Source organism: Chryseobacterium salivictor (genome assembly GCF_004359195.1).
GTDB lineage: Bacteria > Bacteroidota > Bacteroidia > Flavobacteriales > Weeksellaceae > Kaistella > Kaistella salivictor.
Window position 1 is genome coordinate 2,517,288 of sequence record NZ_CP037954.1, and the last position, 17,639, is coordinate 2,534,926.

The following is a 17,639-nucleotide window of genomic DNA, read 5'->3' on the forward strand; positions in this document are numbered from 1 at the left end:
ATTCAAAATATCAATAATTATTTATCTGAAATCCTTGAAGTTCCTGTAGAAGCAATTTCGGGATGCAGCAGTTTTTACACGCTGAAAAAAGTGGCCAAAAACGAATTTCTGCTCCATGAAGGAGAAGTGTGTTCGGATACTTTTTTTGTAGAAAAGGGATTGCTTAGAATGTACTCGCTCGACCGGAACGGAAAAGAACATATCATACAGTTTGCACCGGAAAACTGGCTGATTTCTGACCGCAGCTCGCTTAATTTTAATGAGAAATCAAAATATTATATTGAAGCAGTTGAAGATTCAGAGGTTTTTGTTTTGACTAATGATTTCTTCACCAATATGATTGAGAAATATCCACAAACTGCCGAAAACAATGATATGCTTCTGCAGAAACACATCCGGAATTTACAGAATCGGGTAAATTCACTTTTGGCAGATACCGCCGAAGAACGGTACATGAGTTTTATCAAGATGTATCCCAATATTTTACTGCGCGTCCCACAATGGATGGTTGCATCATATCTCGGCATTACACCGGAAAGTTTGAGCAGAGTCCGAAAAGAACTGGCCCGTAAAAATTTCAAAACTTCATAAAAAAAGGAACTCGTCTGGAGTTCCTTTTATTTTTAAGAATGCTTTTCAGCGCCAAATTCATGAATTAAATGAATGACGATTCGTGTGCATCAGCGGTATTTTATTTACCCAGATACGATTTCAGAATCTTACTTCTCGTATTGTGTTTCAATCTTTTAATCGCTTTTTCTTTAATCTGACGAACTCTTTCTCTCGTAAGGTCAAAAGTTTCACCGATTTCTTCCAAAGTCATCGGATGTTTTCCGTTCAGTCCGAAATACAAACGAACCAAATCAGCTTCTCTTGGCGTCAAGGTTTGCAACGCTCTTTCGATTTCAATCTGAAGAGATTCCAACATCAAGTCTTTATCCGGACTTGGGGATTCCCCGGAACGCAAAACGTCGTATAAGTTAGAATCTTCACCTTCAACCAACGGTGCATCCATCGACAGGTGTCTTCCGGAGTTTTTCATCGATTCTTTGATGTCGTCTTCGCTCATGTCCAAAACTTCCGCTAATTCCTCTGGAGATGGTGGTCTTTCGTTTTCCTGCTCCAAATGCGCGTAGGCTTTGTTGATCTTGTTAATCGATCCGATTTTATTCAATGGCAATCTTACAATTCTAGACTGTTCTGCCAAAGCCTGTAAAATCGACTGACGGATCCACCAAACTGCATAAGAGATAAATTTAAAACCTCTTGTTTCATCATACCTTTTCGCAGCTTTCATCAGACCTAGATTCCCTTCGTTAATTAAATCGGGTAGAGAAAGTCCCTGGTTTTGGTATTGTTTAGAAACAGATACCACGAATCTGAGGTTGGCTTTAATCAGTTTTTCAAGTGCCACTCTGTCTCCGGCGCGTATTTTTTGTGCCAATTCAACTTCTTCGTCGGCTGTAATCAAATCAACTTTTCCAATCTCCTGCAAATACTTGTCGAGAGAGGCGGTTTCTCTGTTGGTAACCTGTTTGGTAATTTTTAATTGTCTCATATAAAATAAGGTCCACTTTAGGACTGCATTATATTATACGATCTCAGAGAGCAAAAGGTTACAAAAATTTCTAAATAAATCTTATATTCTTTTTTAGGGCGACCATTTCCATCTTCCGCTCCCGCTTTTTTGTTCCACGATGTTCCACAAAAAGAGCTCCGCTCAAGCTGGGTCGCGGGCAGGATGAAAATCAAGATTTCTGATCAAAAATAAAAACCATTCACAGATTTTGACCATAAAGACAGATTTGTGAGCATTGAAATTTATTCGGAGAAAAATAAAAAAAATACAATTATCGAAAGTAGAGGCAAACATAAATGATTTTTACAAATACACACAGTTGAGAATTTTAAATAGTAAAATTGAAATATAAATTTTTATTTTTGAGAAAATTATATATATACAATGAATTTTTCACCAATTATTATAGGAACGATGCGCTGGGGAATTTGGGGAGCCAATCATTCCCAAAAAGAAGTGCAGAAACTCATTGAAATTTCTCTTGATGAAAAGCTTTATACTTTCGATCATGCAGATATTTATGGAGACTACACAACTGAAAAACTCTTCGGTGATGCTTTTGCAGAAATGAATGTGAAGAGGGAAGAGGTGCAGTTTATTTCGAAATGCGGGATCGAAATGCCTTGTTCTAACCGAAATTATACAGTGAAATCCTATAATTATTCGCAGGAACATATTTTAAAATCCGTCGATCAGAGTTTAAAAAATTTAAAAACCGATTATCTGGATTTATTGCTTCTTCACAGGCCGTCACCATTGATGAATCCAGCTGAAATCGGTGAGAGTTTTGCGATTTTGCGTGAACAGAAAAAAGTCCGGCATTTCGGAGTATCTAATTTTTCACCGTCTCAATTTGATTTGATCAATGATGTTTTTCCTTTGATTACGAACCAGGTGGAAATTTCGCTCAATCACACCCATTCCTTTTTCGATGGAACTTTGGATCAAATGATGCTTAAGAAGCTTCAGCCAATGGGCTGGTCAGTTTTGGGGAATTATTTCACAGAAAAATCTGAGGCGAACGAAAGAATTAAAAAAGTACTCGGGCAACTTTGCCAAAAATATGCTGCTGAAGAAAATCAGATTCTTCTCGCGTTCATTTTAAAACATCCTGCCAATATTATTCCTGTTATCGGTACTTCACGTTGGGAAAATATTAAAAAACTTCACGAAAGTTTACGTATCAAATTGGAACACGAAGATTGGTTTAAACTCTTACAGGCCAAAAACGGAAAAGAAATAATGTGAAATATTTCACAAAAAACTTGCAGGTTTAAATTATAATTGTAACTTGCACTCGTTTTTATATCCGAAGTCAATCATTGTTCATCGCATTCATTGAGTTTCATTTATAATTTCAACAGTATTAATAATTAATTTTTTTTTAAGATGAACATTTTTGTTTCAAACATTAACTATGCAACCCAAGAACAGTCGTTGCAAGATTTATTTTCAGAATTTGGTGACGTATCGTCTGCCAAAATTATCACTGACAGAGAAACCGGTAGATCAAGAGGTTTCGGTTTCGTAGAAATGAGCGATGAAGATGGCAAGAATGCTATCGAAGCTCTAAACGGAAAAGAATTGGATGGTAAAGAACTTAACATTTCTGAAGCTAAGCCAAGAGAAGACAAACCAAGAAGAAGCTTTGACAACAACCGTTCAGGCGGTGGTGGTTACGGAGGTGGAAATCGTGGTGGTGGAAGCGGATACAGCGGCGGAGGTCGTAGTGGCGGTTCTAACTGGTAAGATTTTACCTGAATAATTTAAGCGACTTTTTTAAAAAAAGTCGCTTTTTTTTGTGTTTGAAAGTTGGATTTCTTACCTGAAAACAATCCCTTTTAAATATTTGTTCTATATTATAATTAATGAAATTTGCAGCTTCTTGCCCTTTGGGGAACCTTTCGCAAACAGGGCTCATTACAAATCACAGGTCTTTTTTAAATATAAAAAACCTAATTGCCTTTAATTAAAATTAAAACAGATTCCGAATTGATAAGAAATTGGGGTTCTTTGCCCGCAGATTTTATTAAAATCAATGTGTCAAACATTATTTTAAATTCATAATTCCCGATTTTCTTGGTGATAAAAAGTTGATTAACTTTTATTTCTCCATCGTTCGGGAAATTCGCAAACAGTTTTTGCAAATCTGGAACCAGATTAACTTTCTGATTATTGAAAACTAGAAATAATTCGGATTTGAACTGGCTTACCGGCATCTTTAATTCAACAATATTATGATCGAATTCAAAGAAATTGTCTTTGTAATTATACGCTTTGAAGAGATAATGGTAACCGGTGAGATCGGCATTAAAGTCTTTTGCAATTAAAGTGATATTTTGTGAAACAGGATTTATTTTTTTATCCGAAAGGTTATAAGTCACATTTTTGAACTGATCGCGCGTAATATTTCTAACTTCATTGAAATTACCGTCATCAGTTGTTTTTACAAGTTGCGCCTGACCTTTTTTCTGAAGGAGCGGCAACAAGAATTCTTCTTCATTTCTTCTGGCCAGAAATTCAAATTTGTCGGAAAGCTCTATTACCAAACTGTCAGAAACTTTTTTATTGAAATTGATCTTTCCATTTTCCAGTAAATTATTTTCAGTTAAGGTTTTCATCAATTCGCTTTTCTGACTTCTTTTGGCTACAGAAAAAGTATTCAGATAGGGGAATGTCAAAGAAAATAATCCGAATGCAAATAAACTGACAGGTACAAATTTGATGGTTTGTTTACGAATGAAAATAAAATAAAAAACAACCGCTGTGAGCCAAATAGCGAGCAACAAAACGAAATATCTCGGTTCGGTGTAGCCGTATTCTAAAATCCTCGTAAATATCGCAATAAACAAAAGGACAATCAATGGTGCCAATGCGTAATAGAAAATTTTAGAAAAAATTCTGACCCACGATTTGGTGGAATCTTCCTTCAATGGATGCACCAGAAGGATGGCTAAAATTCCGACTACGGAATAGGCGAGGATCAAATAGGAAACCCAACCTCTCGGTAATTCCCAGTTAATAAGGATTTTTGCGGAATAAAAATAAAGAATGACCACATAAATAAGAAGCAGTGGAACTAAAACATACTGCGTGAAAAACTTCAGAATCACAGGATAATCACCATTTTTCTCTAAATAAAACAGTCCTTTTTCATTAAATAAGAGAAAAATAAAACAACTCCCGAAAATAGTTAAAAAACTGAAAGTATAGGAATAGTAACGGCTGTTAAAATTAAAATCAAAGAGATGGTCTACTGCTAAAATCGCAAGCATAATTCCAGCTGTTAAAATCCCTGTAAATAAGACGGTAAGGAATAAGTTGATAAAGAGATTTTTATTGTACTGCCAAAAATTACGTTCGCGGTTTTTTCCGATAAACGCAATGAAGGAAACTAAAAGATGTGATAATAAAAAGGTGGGCAGGAGTAAGAAAGCATACACTTCTGTAAATTGCTTTTCACCTGGTGGCAGAAGAAAATAAAAAATGATCAGAAAGAGAATTCCTGATACCTGCAGCAGAAGTTCTTTCCCGATTCGTTGTGAAAGCATTTTCAAAGCAAACATTAGCGAAATTCCTAATGACGCAACCAATCCAGATTTTAAGTAGACAAATGAATCCTGCCGGCTATAATCATTGCTATTATAAAAGATCGCTGAAGCTGCGGCGATCAGAGCCATGACCAAAACCATTGGATATTCCCGAATTACTGCGCCGGCTTTCCCGAAAACTTCTTTTAATTTTTCAACCATCTTAGATTTTTAATTTAAAGTTTAAGAATGAAGACTGTAATTAAAGCTGTTTGATATCGCTATTTATTCTTCTTTTTCTTTTTATCGTCTTTTTCTTTTTTCTTTTTCTTCTTTTTCGGAGCGGTAATCTCATTGAGAAATTCACTGAGTTCTGAACTCTCATCTTTCTCCTGTTTAGAGATTTCGGTCTCTTTTATTTCGAAAAACCGCTTTAAATCGGAATCCTTTAAAAGCTGCTCTTCACGTAATAATTTTATAAGTTCGGAAGGGGAATTATTAAAATAATCTTCCAGGAAAATCTTCAGTAAATACTTTTTATAGTCATCAAAAGGAATCGCCACCGTATATTGAAAAACACGCCCGTGTTTGTGCGTAGTCAGAAATTCTTTTTCAACCAATATTTTTAGAAAAGTTGAAATGGTATTGGGGTGCGGTTTTGGTTCAGGATATTGCTCAATAATCTCGCGCATATAAGCCGAATCAAGCCGCCACAAAACATTCATTAAAATTTCTTCTCCGGGAGTCAAATGACTTATTTTCATAATATATTATTGAAGTTGAATATGTGTATAAAGGTAAATAAAAGAAACGATACTCGCGATAACCGCGCCACTGAGGACTTCTGCGCGGCTATGTCTTTTTAAAATGATTCTGCTGTATGCAACGGCGGTAGAAATTGCAAGCCAGACAAATCCATAAAAAGGATTCAAGGTAAACATCAAAGCAGCCACAAATATATTAATAGCAGTGTGCATCGAACTTTTGATGAAATAATTGCTTACCTGCATTACGATTAATAATATCAAAAGAAATAACAGAACAAAATCAACTTTTGAGAATTGCCAATAGACAAAGGCTAGATAAGCAATTATGCTTCCTGCAAGAAAAAAGTAAAGTCCTGTTCTTTGTTTGCGATCCGAGACATCCCTGTCTGTATATTTTTTTGTTTTTACATGATAGAAAATCCAGAATGAAACAGGAATAACCATTATTAATAAAATCGGTAAAAAATGAGATAGTGTTTCTTTCATGGAAAAATTCTGAACACTGTATAAAATGAAATAGATGATTAGAGAATTCATAGGATTGAAAAAATCCGAGAGATATTTTGAGATTTTTACCAGGACAGATGAAGGAGTTTTTAACATAAATTGTATTATTCTTTCAAAAGTAATATTTTTTAATGACTAAAATCAGAACAATGTTTTCTTATGCTACCAATAAAGACAAAGTTTTTTATTATTTTTGCTGAATATTTCCAACAAACATGAAACCGAGCGGTTGCATGCTGTTATAAAAAAGCAATAGTTATCACATGAAAGAATTTTCGAAAGAGGTGTACCTTAAGTGGTACGAAGAAATGACAATGTGGAGAAGGTTTGAAGACAAATGCCGTTCTCTTTATCTAAAACAAAAAATCAGAGGATTTTTACATTTATATAACGGTCAGGAAGCAATACCAGCTGGTTTTACGCATGCGATGGATCTATCCAAAGACAGCATGATTACAGCGTATCGTTGTCACATTCATCCAATGGCGATGGGGGTAGATCCGAAAAGAATTTTGGCAGAACTTTGTGGGAAAGCTACAGGAACTTCTGGCGGAATGGGTGGATCTATGCACATTTTCAGCAAAGAACACCGTTTTTATGGTGGCCACGGAATTGTAGGCGGACAGATTCCATTAGGAGCAGGAATTGCTTTTGGCGATAAATACTTTGACAGAAAAGCGGTAAATATCTGTTTCTTCGGAGATGGAGCTGCAAGACAGGGATCTCTTCATGAAACCTTCAACATGGCGATGAACTGGAAACTTCCAGTGGTTTTTGTCGTTGAGAATAATGGATATGCAATGGGAACTTCTGTAAAAAGAACTGCCAATCACGAAGATATCTATAAATTAGGATTAGGTTACGAAATGCCTTGCCTTGCGGTAGATGCAATGGATCCTGAGAAAGTGGCTGAGGCAGCTTTTGAGGCAATCGAAAGAGCAAGAAGAGGAGACGGGCCTACATTCATCGAAGCGAGAACTTATCGTTTCAGAGGACACTCTATGTCTGACGCAGAACCTTACAGAAGCAAAGAAGAAGTTGCGGAGTATAAAAAAGAAGACCCTATCGAAATCGTTAAGAAAAGAATCTTAGATAATAACTGGGCTACTGAAGACGAACTGATGGCGATGGATGATAAATCCAAAGATTTCGTTGAAGAATGTGTCGACTTTATGGAAAATTCTCCTTATCCGGATTTGGATAAAGTTTACGATTACGTTTATGCGCAGGAAGATTATCCTTTCATCAATAAATTAGAAAATAACTAAAAATAATTCATTTGAAATCTGATTTTTATTAAAGTCAGATTTCATCTATTGAATCTAAAATAACAGAATATTATGGCAGAAGTGATTACAATGCCCCGTCTTTCAGATACGATGACGGACGGTAAAGTGGCGAAATGGCACAAGAAAGTAGGAGATGCAGTAAAAGAAGGTGATATCTTGGCCGAAATCGAAACTGACAAAGCCGTACAGGATTTCGAATCAGAAGTGAATGGGACATTATTATTTATCGGTACAGAAGAAGGTGGCTCATCACCTGTTGATTCCGTATTGGCTATTATAGGAAATCCAGGTGAAGATACTTCTGCGTTAACTGGCGGAAAAACCGAGACCGCAGTTCCAGAAAAAACGGAAGCAAAGAAAACAGACGAACAACCATCCACAGAAACGCAGTCTACAGGCACCAAAGAAATTCCTGCCGGTGTTGAAGTAATCACAATGCCAAGGCTTTCTGATACAATGACGGAAGGAAAAGTGGCAAAATGGCATTTCAAAGTGGGCGATACTGTAAAAGAAGGTGATGTTTTAGCAGAAATTGAAACCGATAAAGCCGTTCAGGATTTCGAATCAGAAGTGAATGGAACTTTACTTTACACCAGCGTTGGCGAAGGTGAAGCAAGTCCGGTTGATACTGTTTTAGCGATTATCGGACCTGCAGGAACAGATGTTTCCGGTTTAACTTCCGGTGGCGCAAAAAAAGCAGACTCAAAACCTGCCGCTGAAAAAACTTCAGAAAATGCTTCCGTTTCAGAAAATACATCCGCACAAACCGTTGCAAATTCTTCTACCGAAAGACTGGCCATTTCTCCTTTAGCTAAAAAAATGGCTGAAGACAAAGGAATTGATGTTCATTCTTTGAAAGGAACAGGTGAAAACGGTAGAATTGTAAAAAAAGATATTGAGAATTATCAGCCTAGTGCAACATCAGCTAAACAGGAAGTTTCAGCTTCGGCAGCAGTGGCTGCTCCGGCGCAGGTTGCTATGAATTTCGTTCAGGGTGAAGATTCTGAAACTCCAAATTCGCAGGTTAGAAACATTATTGCAAAACGTCTTTCTGAGAGTAAATTTACGGCGCCTCATTATTATCTGATTGTTGAAATTAATATGGATAAAGCGATTGAAGCCAGAAAAGAAATCAATTCTTTACCGGATACCAAGATTTCATTTAATGATATGGTAATCAAAGCGACAGCGATGGCTTTAAGAAAACATCCTCAAGTGAATTCTACCTGGAAAGAAGATAAAATCATTCATCACGGAAATATCAACGTAGGTGTTGCTGTGGCAATTCCTGATGGATTAGTGGTTCCTGTGCTGAAAAATGCAGATCAGATGAATTACAATCAAATTTCTGCCGGCGTAAAAGATATGGCAGGAAGAGCGAAATCTAAAGGTTTGAAAGCCAATGAAATGGAAGGTTCTACTTTCTCCGTTTCTAATTTGGGAATGTTTGGTATCGAAACTTTTACCTCGATTATCAACCAACCGAATTCCGCAATTCTTTCTGTAGGAGCGATTGTTGAAAAACCAGTTGTGAAAAACGGTCAAATCGTGGTAGGAAATACCATGAAACTTTCTTTGGCATGTGACCATAGAGTAGTTGACGGTGCCACAGGAGCACAGTTTTTACAGACGTTGAGAACGTATTTGGAACAGCCTTTATCCTTACTTCTCTAAGGCAAAATTGACTCTATTTTAATATAAACCTTTCATCATTTATGTTGAAAGGTTTTTTAATTCTAAAACTGCGGGAAATTTGCAATAAATTAAAGCAAATTCACTATTTTTGAAACCATGATTAAAGCGCGTAATATTCATAAGTCCTACGGTGATTTAGAAGTGTTGAAAGGAGTTGATGTTCACATTTTAGAAGGCGAAGTTGTTTCCATTGTCGGCGAATCCGGTGCCGGAAAATCAACGTTACTACAGATTTTGGGAACCCTTGATAAACCCACTAATATTAAACATTTTGACACCCAAATCGAACTGGCAGGACAGTCTTTCATTAATATGAGTGACCGGCAACTGTCGAAATTCAGAAATGAAAATATTGGGTTCGTCTTTCAGTTTCATCAGCTTTTACCTGAGTTTTCAGCCTTGGAAAATGTTTTGTTACCAACGAAAATAGCCGGTAAAAACGAGAAGGAATCGATAGATAAGGCCTATTCCCTTTTTGAAGATTTGAATATTGCCCACAGAATTCACCATAAACCGAATCAAATGTCGGGTGGCGAAGCGCAGAGAACGGCGGTAGCAAGAGCGTTGATAAATTCTCCTAAGATTATTTTCGCTGATGAACCAACCGGAAATTTAGACTCTAAAAATGCTGACGATTTACATCAGCTATTCTTCGATTTACGGGACAAGTATAATCAAACCTTTGTAATTGTAACCCATAACATACATCTTGCAGATACAACCGACCGCAAATTGGTAATGAAAGACGGACAGATTATTTATTAAGATCTTTTTGTAAGAAAATCGCAATCGGTTTATTTTGCTTAAATTTAAAAGTTAATTCTGAAAATCCTTTTGAAATGTCTATTAAATTTCTTGCAGAAGACGACCGGCCGAGAGAGAAGTTTTTACTAAAAGGTAAAAATGCACTTTCGGATGCAGAGTTGTTGGCCATCATTATGGGAAGCGGAAACAGAGAAGATTCGGCCGTAGAATTGGGAAGAAAAATTTTAAGTTCGGTGGGGAATAACTGGCATAATTTGTCACTTTTACAAATTTCTGATTTAATGAAATTTAAAGGAATAGGAGAAGCCAAAGCCATTTCAATCGCCACTGCGCTGGAAATTGGCAGAAGAAGAGCCGCGCAGGAGGTTCCTGAAAAAATGCAAATCAGCAGTAGCAGCGAAAGTTATAAAGTCTTACTTCCGTATTTGTCAGATCTGCATACAGAAGAATTTTGGGCAATTTATCTAAATCAGAATAACAGAATTGTAGGCAAAGGTAGATTGTCTTCCGGAGGAATTAATCAGTCGGTAGTCGATATCAGAATTCTTTTTAAAACAGCTTTTGAACATCTTGCCACCGGAATTGTTATCGCTCATAACCATCCATCGGGGAATCTGAAACCCAGTTCAGAAGATTTACGAATTACCAAACAAATCGCAGAAGCAGGCAAAATATTAAATATCCAGTTGCTGGATCATTTGATTATTGCGCAAAACTCTTATTTAAGTTTTGCAGACGAAAATTTATTATGATTAAAAAGATAAGATACGGTGATATTGATTTTGAGAAATACAATGAGTGTATAGAGAGCTCAATTCAAAAAAATTTTTACGCTAATAAGTTTATTATGGACCATCTTTGTGCAGAATGGGAAATCCTGGTTTATGGCAATTATGATTATTTGATGCCCATTCCTATCAAAAAAAAAATGGGGATTCCTGTCGTTGTAGCCCCTATTTTTTGCCAACAGATCGGGATATTCAGTAAAGCGGAAAATCAGTCTATTAATGATTTATTTCTTACCTATCTTAAAAATAATTATTTGGTAAGCTACTATCCCTTTAATTATTACAATTTATTTGGGAAAGCAACTGTTTCAAAAAAAAATTATATTATTGAGAAACAGGATTATGAATTGCTCAGAAAAAGCTATTCGAAAGGTCGGAAAGCAATTCTCGCAAAATCAGCAGAAGGTTTAGTTTGTGAAAAAGTGGGATATAATAATGATATACACAATTTTTTATTAACTCACTTTAAGGGTTTAGACAAAACTTCTGATGTTATCAATTTCCTCGATTTTATTAAATTTCTGAATGATCTTAGTAAGCTACGTGTTTATGCTTACTTTAGCGAAAATAAAATAATATCGGTGGCTGTGTTAACAGATGAGAATCACGAATTGATTTTGCTTGCTCTTGTTAATGATCCAAATTATCAATATCTCAATGGGGCCAGCTATTTAATTGATGACATTATCCAGCACAATATTAGGTTGAAAAAAATCGATTTTATGGGCGGAAATGTTAGAGGAATCGAAGTGTTTTTTAAAAGCTTTGGTGCTCAACTTGAGCCGTTTGCAGTCATAGAAAATACAAAGTGGGCTATGTTAAAAAAATGGATAAAGAAGTAAGAATGAAATTTCGCAACAGAATGAAGAAAGCTGCCAAGTTTTTGCCTATGGAAACGTGCTTTAAAATGTCTCCACATAAAATGATTCTTCCTTATTATCATACAGTAACAGACTCCCCAAAACCGCATTATAGTAATTTAGGCTACTTTAGAGATAAGAATGACTTTATCCGGGATCTGGATTTTTTTCAAAATAATTTTCAAAGCGTTGGTATCGAAAATCTCGATTTTAGTAGAAAAACGTTTCATCTATCTTTTGACGACGGGCTCGCAGAAAATTATTCGATTGTCGCTCAATTACTTTATGAACAAAAAGTTCATGCTACATTTTTTGTAAACTCAAATTTTATAGACAACAAAGAAATGTTTATCAGGCACAAAGTAAGTTTGATTATGAGCGAGGCCAAAAAATCACCCTCCTGCAGGACTTTACTATCCGGGTATTTAAAAACGGAAGAAAAAAACATTGATAGTGTGTTGTTAATGGAAAACAACGAAAATACGGTCAATAAATTAGGCAGTTTACTTCTTTTGAATTTTGAAGATTATTTAAAGGCCCAAAAACCATATCTAACGACGCATAATTTGAAAGAAATGGCAAAAATGGGATTTACTATCGGTAATCACAGCACAAGACATTTTCGTTTTAGCTCCCTTAAATTTGCAGAGCAAAAAAAAGATATTTTTGAGGCGAATTCTTTTTTAAAAGAGTTGAATATTGAATATTTATATTTTTGTTTTCCATACGGTGATGATTTAGTGCCTAATGAATTATTTGATTGGATGTATTTGGAAGCTGATATTTTGAAATCTTTTGGCACTTCTGGTCTCAAAAGAGATGGTCATAAAAATCATTATCACAGAATCTTAATGGAAGACCAAAAATGGAAAGCTGAAGAAATTATAAAATTTGAATATTTGTATTATTTCATGAAAAGATTTTTTAATAAAAATAAAACCAGAAGATGATTAAGTATTTTTATCAAGCCATAATCCCCGAAAAATGGCGTAATATCGTGCACATCAATCTTCGTAAAATAAAATCTTTTTATTTAAAAGGCGATGCTTTTTACTGCCCATGTTGTGGTAAAAGTTCATCTATGTTTTTATCTAAAGGCAATGGAATTGATAGTAGAAAAAATGCAGTTTGTCCCCGATGCGGATCTTTGGAACGTTCTAGGTTGCTCTATTTATATCTTAAAAGGGAAACTGAAATTTTTCACGGAATTTCCTCAATTCTTCATTTTGCTCCGGAAGCCGCTTTAAAAAAACTGCTAAAATCAAATCCCAATTATATTGATGTGGATATTAATCCAAATCTCGCTACTTATCAAATGGATATTACCAATCTAAAATACCCAGACGATAAATTTGATTACATTATTTGTTCTCATGTTTTAGGTCATATTCCTGATGAAAATCTTGCTTTGAGTGAACTTTACAGAGTACTGAAACCTGGTGGTAGTCTATTTTTACTTTCATTAATGGATCTTTCGTCTCCGAAAACTCTTGAAAATAAAAAATTTGATACGCCCGAAAAAAAACTTAATGCTTACGGGGAAAAAGATTTGGAACGACTTTATGGGAGGGATTTTATTGAAAGAATAAGGAGAAAAAATATACATGTTGAAGAAATTGATTATCGAAGAAATTTCAGTAAAAATGACAGAAAAAAAATGTCGCTGGGAAATGGTCAACGAGAGATTATTTACAAGATAAGTAAGAATTAATTTCCCTGTGATTGAGTTAGAATTTATTAGTATTTATAAGTGGAAATTTCCGTAAATTTGCAAACTTAAATATCCTCACGCAGATGACAGACCACCTATTTTCTCAACCTTATTTTCCCTATGCATTTGCGTTATTGATTGCAGTTCCTTTTTTGATATATACCAGACAGTTTGTGTACAGCTATATCAAATTCAAAAAACAGGAACTTAATTTTTTAACCGTGAAAGGACAATCGGAGCAGAGAATTCATGCGTATGAAAGAATTACCCTTTTTCTGGAAAGAATAAAGCCGGCTAATTTAGTAACCAAATTTGATGAGAATTTAGCAGCGCACGAATACCTGTTTTTGATTGAAAAAACCATTAACGAAGAATTCGATTATAATGCCTCTCAACAGCTTTATTTAACTAAAAACTCCTGGAATAAAGTCGTAAACTGTAAAAATAATATACTGCATTTGCTCCATAAAACCTATGAAAATCTGAGCAATGAAAGTACACTTCAGGATTACAAAACAGTTTTTTTGATGAATTATATGAACGGAGAGGATTATATTTCAACCTGTATTGAAGACCTGAGAAAAGAAAACTTAATTATAAATTAAAATAAAATAATGATACCGAATTTTAAAGCACATCCATGGCACGGGATTCCTGTTGGAGATGAAGCGCCAAATGTTGTCAATGTCTTTGTGGAAATTGTACCAAGTGATACCATTAAATATGAAATCGACAAACAGAGTGGTTATTTAAAAGTTGACCGTCCGCAGCAATTCTCCAATATTATTCCTGCTTTATACGGATTCATTCCGAGAACTTACTGTCATGATGAAGTACTGAAACTTGCCCTTGAAAGCGGTGCAGAAAACGTTTCCACAGGTGATTTAGATCCTTTGGATATTTGTGTACTGAGCTCTCATAATATCCACTCCGGGGGAATGCTTATGGAAGCGTTGCCGATCGGTGGTTTTAAAATGATTGATAAAGGCGAGGCCGATGACAAAATTGTTGCCGTAATGAAAGGGGATCACGCTTTTGGTCATTTCAGAGACATTACCGAATTGCCTCAGGCAGAAGTAAAGCGTTTAATGCATTATTTCCTTACCTACAAAAACCTTCCGGATGAGCCTGCAAAATGTACCATCCACGAAGTTTACGGTGCAGAACATGCGAAAAAGGTGATTCAGGCTTCGCAGAAAGATTACGCAAATAAATTTGGTGGTTAATCCACAAATTGTTTCAAAAATTTAATAGACAAATGTTTTCATTTGTCTATTTTTATTTGACAACCTTTTTATAAGCGGCCATAAAAATGAGTGAAAGCATGAAATAAAGCTTGTGCTTTAAATTTATCATTTGTTTAAATAAAAAACAATTTACGGTAGAACGAAAATTCAATATTTTTCTTCTACCGAAAACTGTTTCAAATGAAAATATTTGAAGGTTATGTGTCGCTTAAAGACTCAGCACAAATTTAAAAATTCACTAAAGCTGAACTTTTATTTTAAAGCCGGCATTCATTTTCATTTTGATTTGATCTGCCGTAATCCTGCTTGCCTGAATCTCGATGATTAAATAATTTTGGCTGGTTCGGAAATATTCTAAAATCTCTGCATCTTCCAAAGTAAAGGAAATCGTGTTTGGATTGGTATTATTATACGCGGTGGCAATTAACCGTTCCGCTTGATTAGGAGATTTTACGTAGATTCTGGCATTTTTGATGACATCCAGTTTGTTGCCTCCTTGGGAACTTACGTAATCCAGACTCAATGTATTGAGCTTTACCGATTTCAGATTATTGATGGAAAAATTGGGGTTATTCTCTTTAATTTTCGCATTTAAATCAATATTCATCGGGATTTCCGGAGTTCTGGTATATGTTGCTGTATTCACAGCTGCAAACGGAACGTCTACTGTTGCCCCAAAAGGAACATCAAATGGTGGTAAGACATCTAAAACCGAATTCACAATATCCCGACAACTTGTTGTGAAAAACAGCACCAGTATTCCGGTGAGCAATGATAATTTTTTCATAATAATAAATTTTGATTTTTCAGAAGCGTTGCATTTATCATTCCATTCATCATTTTTCAATGCAAAATTTCTATATTTGTTTTGACTGATAATTTTCATTTAAAGATAAAATGGAGTACTGGTACCTAATAAAATCATGTTATGAGAAAAATTTCTATTTTACTGTTACTGATGATGGGCAGTTTCGGTTTTGCTCAAACTTACCAATTCGATTTTCTTACCAAATATATGAGTACGAATCTTCAAAATAAACGGTCTAATGAGTTTGTTAGTTATAACAATTCAGATGATTTTTCTTATTATTTAAAGTTAAGAAAGAGTGATTCAGATTTTACGGCAACACTTTATGACCATGAAAGGAATTTAGCCCATCACTTTTCAGTAGTAGAATCTAAAGTTGGGAACGAAATTCAATTCCAATTTTTATATGTCAATACTTCTAAGTTGCAAAATATCATTAAACATGAAAATTACCGGTACGAATTTTCTGAAATCTCAGGTGATTCTCCAAAAATCATTTCTTTGAAAATTTACGCTTCAAAACGAGCAAAAAAACCAAGGGTTGAGAAGGAACTTACTCTAAAAAAGGCCAATAAAAATTTGATTCAATTATACCGTTCAGACTGGCTTCATTGGTCTGACAGCACTTATGACCTTTCTAAAATCGGAAATTACATCGTAGCAGAAAGTGAAGAAAAATTTAACAATAATATTTGTCAAACTAATTTAAAGGAATACAAAAATGTGGACCTAAAAATTACGATTCCTAAAAAATTAAAATTCTAGCCCTTTAATTCCTTGACTATTATATCCACTTTAAAATTTTAATTATTGATATTAATAGAACATTAATAGCCTTAATAGAGCAAGAATGTTTTTAAAACCGTCATATACTTGACTTTGCCTTTTCAATGTCGTATATTTGCATTCCGAAAATTTTTGTTTTTCGGATCTAATTTTTAAACCGTAATTTAAAAAGATGAAAACATCCCATTTTAACTTTGACTTGCCAGAAGAGCTTTTGGCAGAACATCCATCAGAACACAGAGACGAGGCAAAACTCATGGTTCTTAACCGTGCTACTCAAACCATTGAACATAAATTATTTAAAGATGTCGTAGATTATTTCGACGAACACGACCTTTTTATCTTTAATAATACCAAAGTTTTCCCAGCAAGATTATACGGAAATAAAGAAAAAACCGGAGCTAAAATCGAAGTTTTCTTATTAAGAGAACTGGATAAAGAAACCCGCGTTTGGGACGTATTGGTAGATCCGGCCCGTAAAATCAGAATCGGTAATAAATTATTCTTTACCGAAGATGAAGGCTTGGTTGCTGAAGTTATAGACAACACCACTTCCAGAGGAAGAACTTTGCGATTTTTATACGATGGTTCTTACGAAGAATTCCGTGCAAAATTAAAAGAACTGGGCGAAACTCCTCTTCCTAAATATTTCAAAAGAGAAGTAGAACCTGAAGATGCTGAACGTTACCAAACGATTTATGCAAAACACGAAGGTGCAGTAGCAGCGCCAACCGCAGGTTTACACTTTTCTAAACATTTGATGAAAAGACTGGAAATCAAGGGAATTGATTTTGCAGAAATTACGCTCCACGTTGGTTTAGGTACCTTCAATCCTATTGAAGTTGAAGATTTATCGAAACACAAAATGGAGTCAGAGGAAGCGATTATCACTCAGGAAAACGCAGACATCATCAACAAAGCAGTGGCAGAAGGCAGAAGAGTTTGCGCCGTTGGAACCACGACGATGAGAACGATTGAAACTTCAGTTTCTTCCAACAAAAAAATCGGACCTTACCACGGCTGGACGAATAAATTTATTTTCCCGCCGCACGATTTCGGTGTAGCCAACTGCATGATTACCAATTTCCACACGCCAAAATCTACATTAATGATGATGGTTGCAGCATTCGCAGGAAAAGATTTCCTGATGCATGCTTACGAAGAAGCCATCAAGCACAAATATAAATTTTATTCTTACGGTGACGCGATGTTGATCATCTAAGAAAAATATAAATAAGTTTTAAATTTTAGATTAAATTCATTTCGATGTTTTTAATCTAAAATTTATCATTTAAAATCTAAAATCA

At 35.1% G+C, this 17,639-nt stretch carries 19 protein-coding genes; 14 read left to right on the forward strand and 5 right to left on the reverse strand.

Annotation, left to right across the window (positions count from 1 at the left end; translation table 11 throughout):
- Positions 1-591, forward strand: a complete 591-nt coding sequence (locus NBC122_RS11455; protein WP_133441115.1) for a Crp/Fnr family transcriptional regulator — start codon at positions 1-3, stop codon at positions 589-591.
- A 100-nt stretch (positions 592-691) separates the two neighbouring features.
- Here NBC122_RS11455 and NBC122_RS11460 read toward each other — a convergent pair whose 3' ends face one another.
- Positions 692-1,558 (reverse strand): sigma-70 family RNA polymerase sigma factor, encoded by an 867-nt coding sequence (locus NBC122_RS11460; protein WP_039344711.1) that lies wholly within the window; start codon positions 1,556-1,558, stop codon positions 692-694.
- Between the two features lie 405 nt (positions 1,559-1,963).
- On the opposite strand from NBC122_RS11460, the gene NBC122_RS11465 reads away from it, so the two are divergent.
- Together NBC122_RS11465 and NBC122_RS11470 are read left to right on the forward strand one after the other, a co-directional pair.
- Positions 1,964-2,827, forward strand: a complete 864-nt coding sequence (locus NBC122_RS11465) for an aldo/keto reductase (protein ID WP_133440504.1) — start codon at positions 1,964-1,966, stop codon at positions 2,825-2,827.
- A gap of 141 nt (positions 2,828-2,968) precedes the next feature.
- Positions 2,969-3,328: an RNA recognition motif domain-containing protein gene (locus NBC122_RS11470; protein ID WP_125022269.1), complete on the forward strand. Its 360-nt coding sequence runs from the start codon at positions 2,969-2,971 to the stop codon at positions 3,326-3,328.
- 206 nt (positions 3,329-3,534) lie between these two features.
- On the opposite strand, the gene NBC122_RS11475 is transcribed toward NBC122_RS11470, so the two are convergent.
- From NBC122_RS11475 to NBC122_RS11485, 3 genes are read right to left on the reverse strand one after another with little or no spacing between them, the layout of a single operon-like run.
- Complete coding sequence (locus tag NBC122_RS11475) at positions 3,535-5,331, reverse strand: DUF4153 domain-containing protein (RefSeq protein WP_133440505.1); 1,797 nt, start codon at positions 5,329-5,331, stop codon at positions 3,535-3,537.
- Between the two features lie 59 nt (positions 5,332-5,390).
- Positions 5,391-5,873: a BlaI/MecI/CopY family transcriptional regulator gene (locus NBC122_RS11480; RefSeq protein WP_133440506.1), complete on the reverse strand. Its 483-nt coding sequence runs from the start codon at positions 5,871-5,873 to the stop codon at positions 5,391-5,393.
- Between the two features lie 6 nt (positions 5,874-5,879).
- Positions 5,880-6,362 carry an ABC transporter permease gene (locus NBC122_RS11485; protein ID WP_246012350.1) on the reverse strand — a complete coding sequence of 161 codons (483 nt, stop codon included), beginning with the start codon at positions 6,360-6,362 and terminating at the stop codon, positions 5,880-5,882.
- Positions 6,363-6,646: 284 nt separating this feature from the next.
- Between NBC122_RS11485 and pdhA the strand changes: the two genes are divergently transcribed.
- The 9 genes from pdhA to NBC122_RS11530 all read left to right on the forward strand — a co-directional run bounded on the left by pdhA (position 6,647) and on the right by NBC122_RS11530 (position 14,717).
- The gene (gene pdhA / locus NBC122_RS11490; protein ID WP_133440508.1) at positions 6,647-7,651 is read left to right on the forward strand and encodes a pyruvate dehydrogenase (acetyl-transferring) E1 component subunit alpha; all 1,005 of its coding nucleotides are present in this window, start codon (positions 6,647-6,649) and stop codon (positions 7,649-7,651) included.
- A gap of 72 nt (positions 7,652-7,723) precedes the next feature.
- Complete coding sequence (locus NBC122_RS11495) at positions 7,724-9,346, forward strand: 2-oxo acid dehydrogenase subunit E2 (RefSeq protein WP_133440509.1); 1,623 nt, start codon at positions 7,724-7,726, stop codon at positions 9,344-9,346.
- 117 nt (positions 9,347-9,463) lie between these two features.
- Positions 9,464-10,132 carry an ABC transporter ATP-binding protein gene (locus tag NBC122_RS11500; RefSeq protein WP_133440510.1) on the forward strand — a complete coding sequence of 223 codons (669 nt, stop codon included), beginning with the start codon at positions 9,464-9,466 and terminating at the stop codon, positions 10,130-10,132.
- 74 nt (positions 10,133-10,206) lie between these two features.
- Positions 10,207-10,884 (forward strand): RadC family protein, encoded by a 678-nt coding sequence (gene radC, locus NBC122_RS11505; RefSeq protein WP_133440511.1) that lies wholly within the window; start codon positions 10,207-10,209, stop codon positions 10,882-10,884.
- Positions 10,881-11,762: a hypothetical protein gene (locus tag NBC122_RS11510; protein ID WP_133440512.1), complete on the forward strand. Its 882-nt coding sequence runs from the start codon at positions 10,881-10,883 to the stop codon at positions 11,760-11,762. Before radC ends, NBC122_RS11510 begins: the two co-directional genes overlap by 4 nt.
- Positions 11,747-12,730 (forward strand): polysaccharide deacetylase family protein, encoded by a 984-nt coding sequence (locus tag NBC122_RS11515; protein ID WP_133440513.1) that lies wholly within the window; start codon positions 11,747-11,749, stop codon positions 12,728-12,730. The genes NBC122_RS11510 and NBC122_RS11515 overlap by 16 nt, the downstream gene beginning before the upstream one ends.
- Positions 12,727-13,491, forward strand: coding sequence for a class I SAM-dependent methyltransferase (locus NBC122_RS11520; RefSeq protein WP_133440514.1), 765 nt, complete (start codon positions 12,727-12,729; stop codon positions 13,489-13,491). Before NBC122_RS11515 ends, NBC122_RS11520 begins: the two co-directional genes overlap by 4 nt.
- Positions 13,492-13,574: 83 nt before the next feature.
- Positions 13,575-14,096: a DUF7935 family protein gene (locus NBC122_RS11525; RefSeq protein WP_133440515.1), complete on the forward strand. Its 522-nt coding sequence runs from the start codon at positions 13,575-13,577 to the stop codon at positions 14,094-14,096.
- Positions 14,097-14,105: 9 nt separating this feature from the next.
- The gene (locus NBC122_RS11530; RefSeq protein ID WP_133440516.1) at positions 14,106-14,717 is read left to right on the forward strand and encodes an inorganic pyrophosphatase; all 612 of its coding nucleotides are present in this window, start codon (positions 14,106-14,108) and stop codon (positions 14,715-14,717) included.
- 259 nt (positions 14,718-14,976) lie between these two features.
- Here NBC122_RS11530 and NBC122_RS11535 read toward each other — a convergent pair whose 3' ends face one another.
- A complete protein-coding gene (locus tag NBC122_RS11535) occupies positions 14,977-15,525 on the reverse strand; it encodes a hypothetical protein (protein ID WP_133440517.1) in 549 nt (182 codons plus the stop codon).
- Positions 15,526-15,666: 141 nt separating this feature from the next.
- On the opposite strand from NBC122_RS11535, the gene NBC122_RS11540 reads away from it, so the two are divergent.
- Positions 15,667-16,311 carry a hypothetical protein gene (locus tag NBC122_RS11540; RefSeq protein ID WP_133440518.1) on the forward strand — a complete coding sequence of 215 codons (645 nt, stop codon included), beginning with the start codon at positions 15,667-15,669 and terminating at the stop codon, positions 16,309-16,311.
- 193 nt (positions 16,312-16,504) lie between these two features.
- On the forward strand, positions 16,505-17,554 hold the full coding sequence (gene queA / locus NBC122_RS11545; protein WP_133440519.1) for a tRNA preQ1(34) S-adenosylmethionine ribosyltransferase-isomerase QueA: 1,050 nt from the start codon (positions 16,505-16,507) through the stop codon (positions 17,552-17,554).
- Positions 17,555-17,639: the final 85 nt, after the last annotated feature.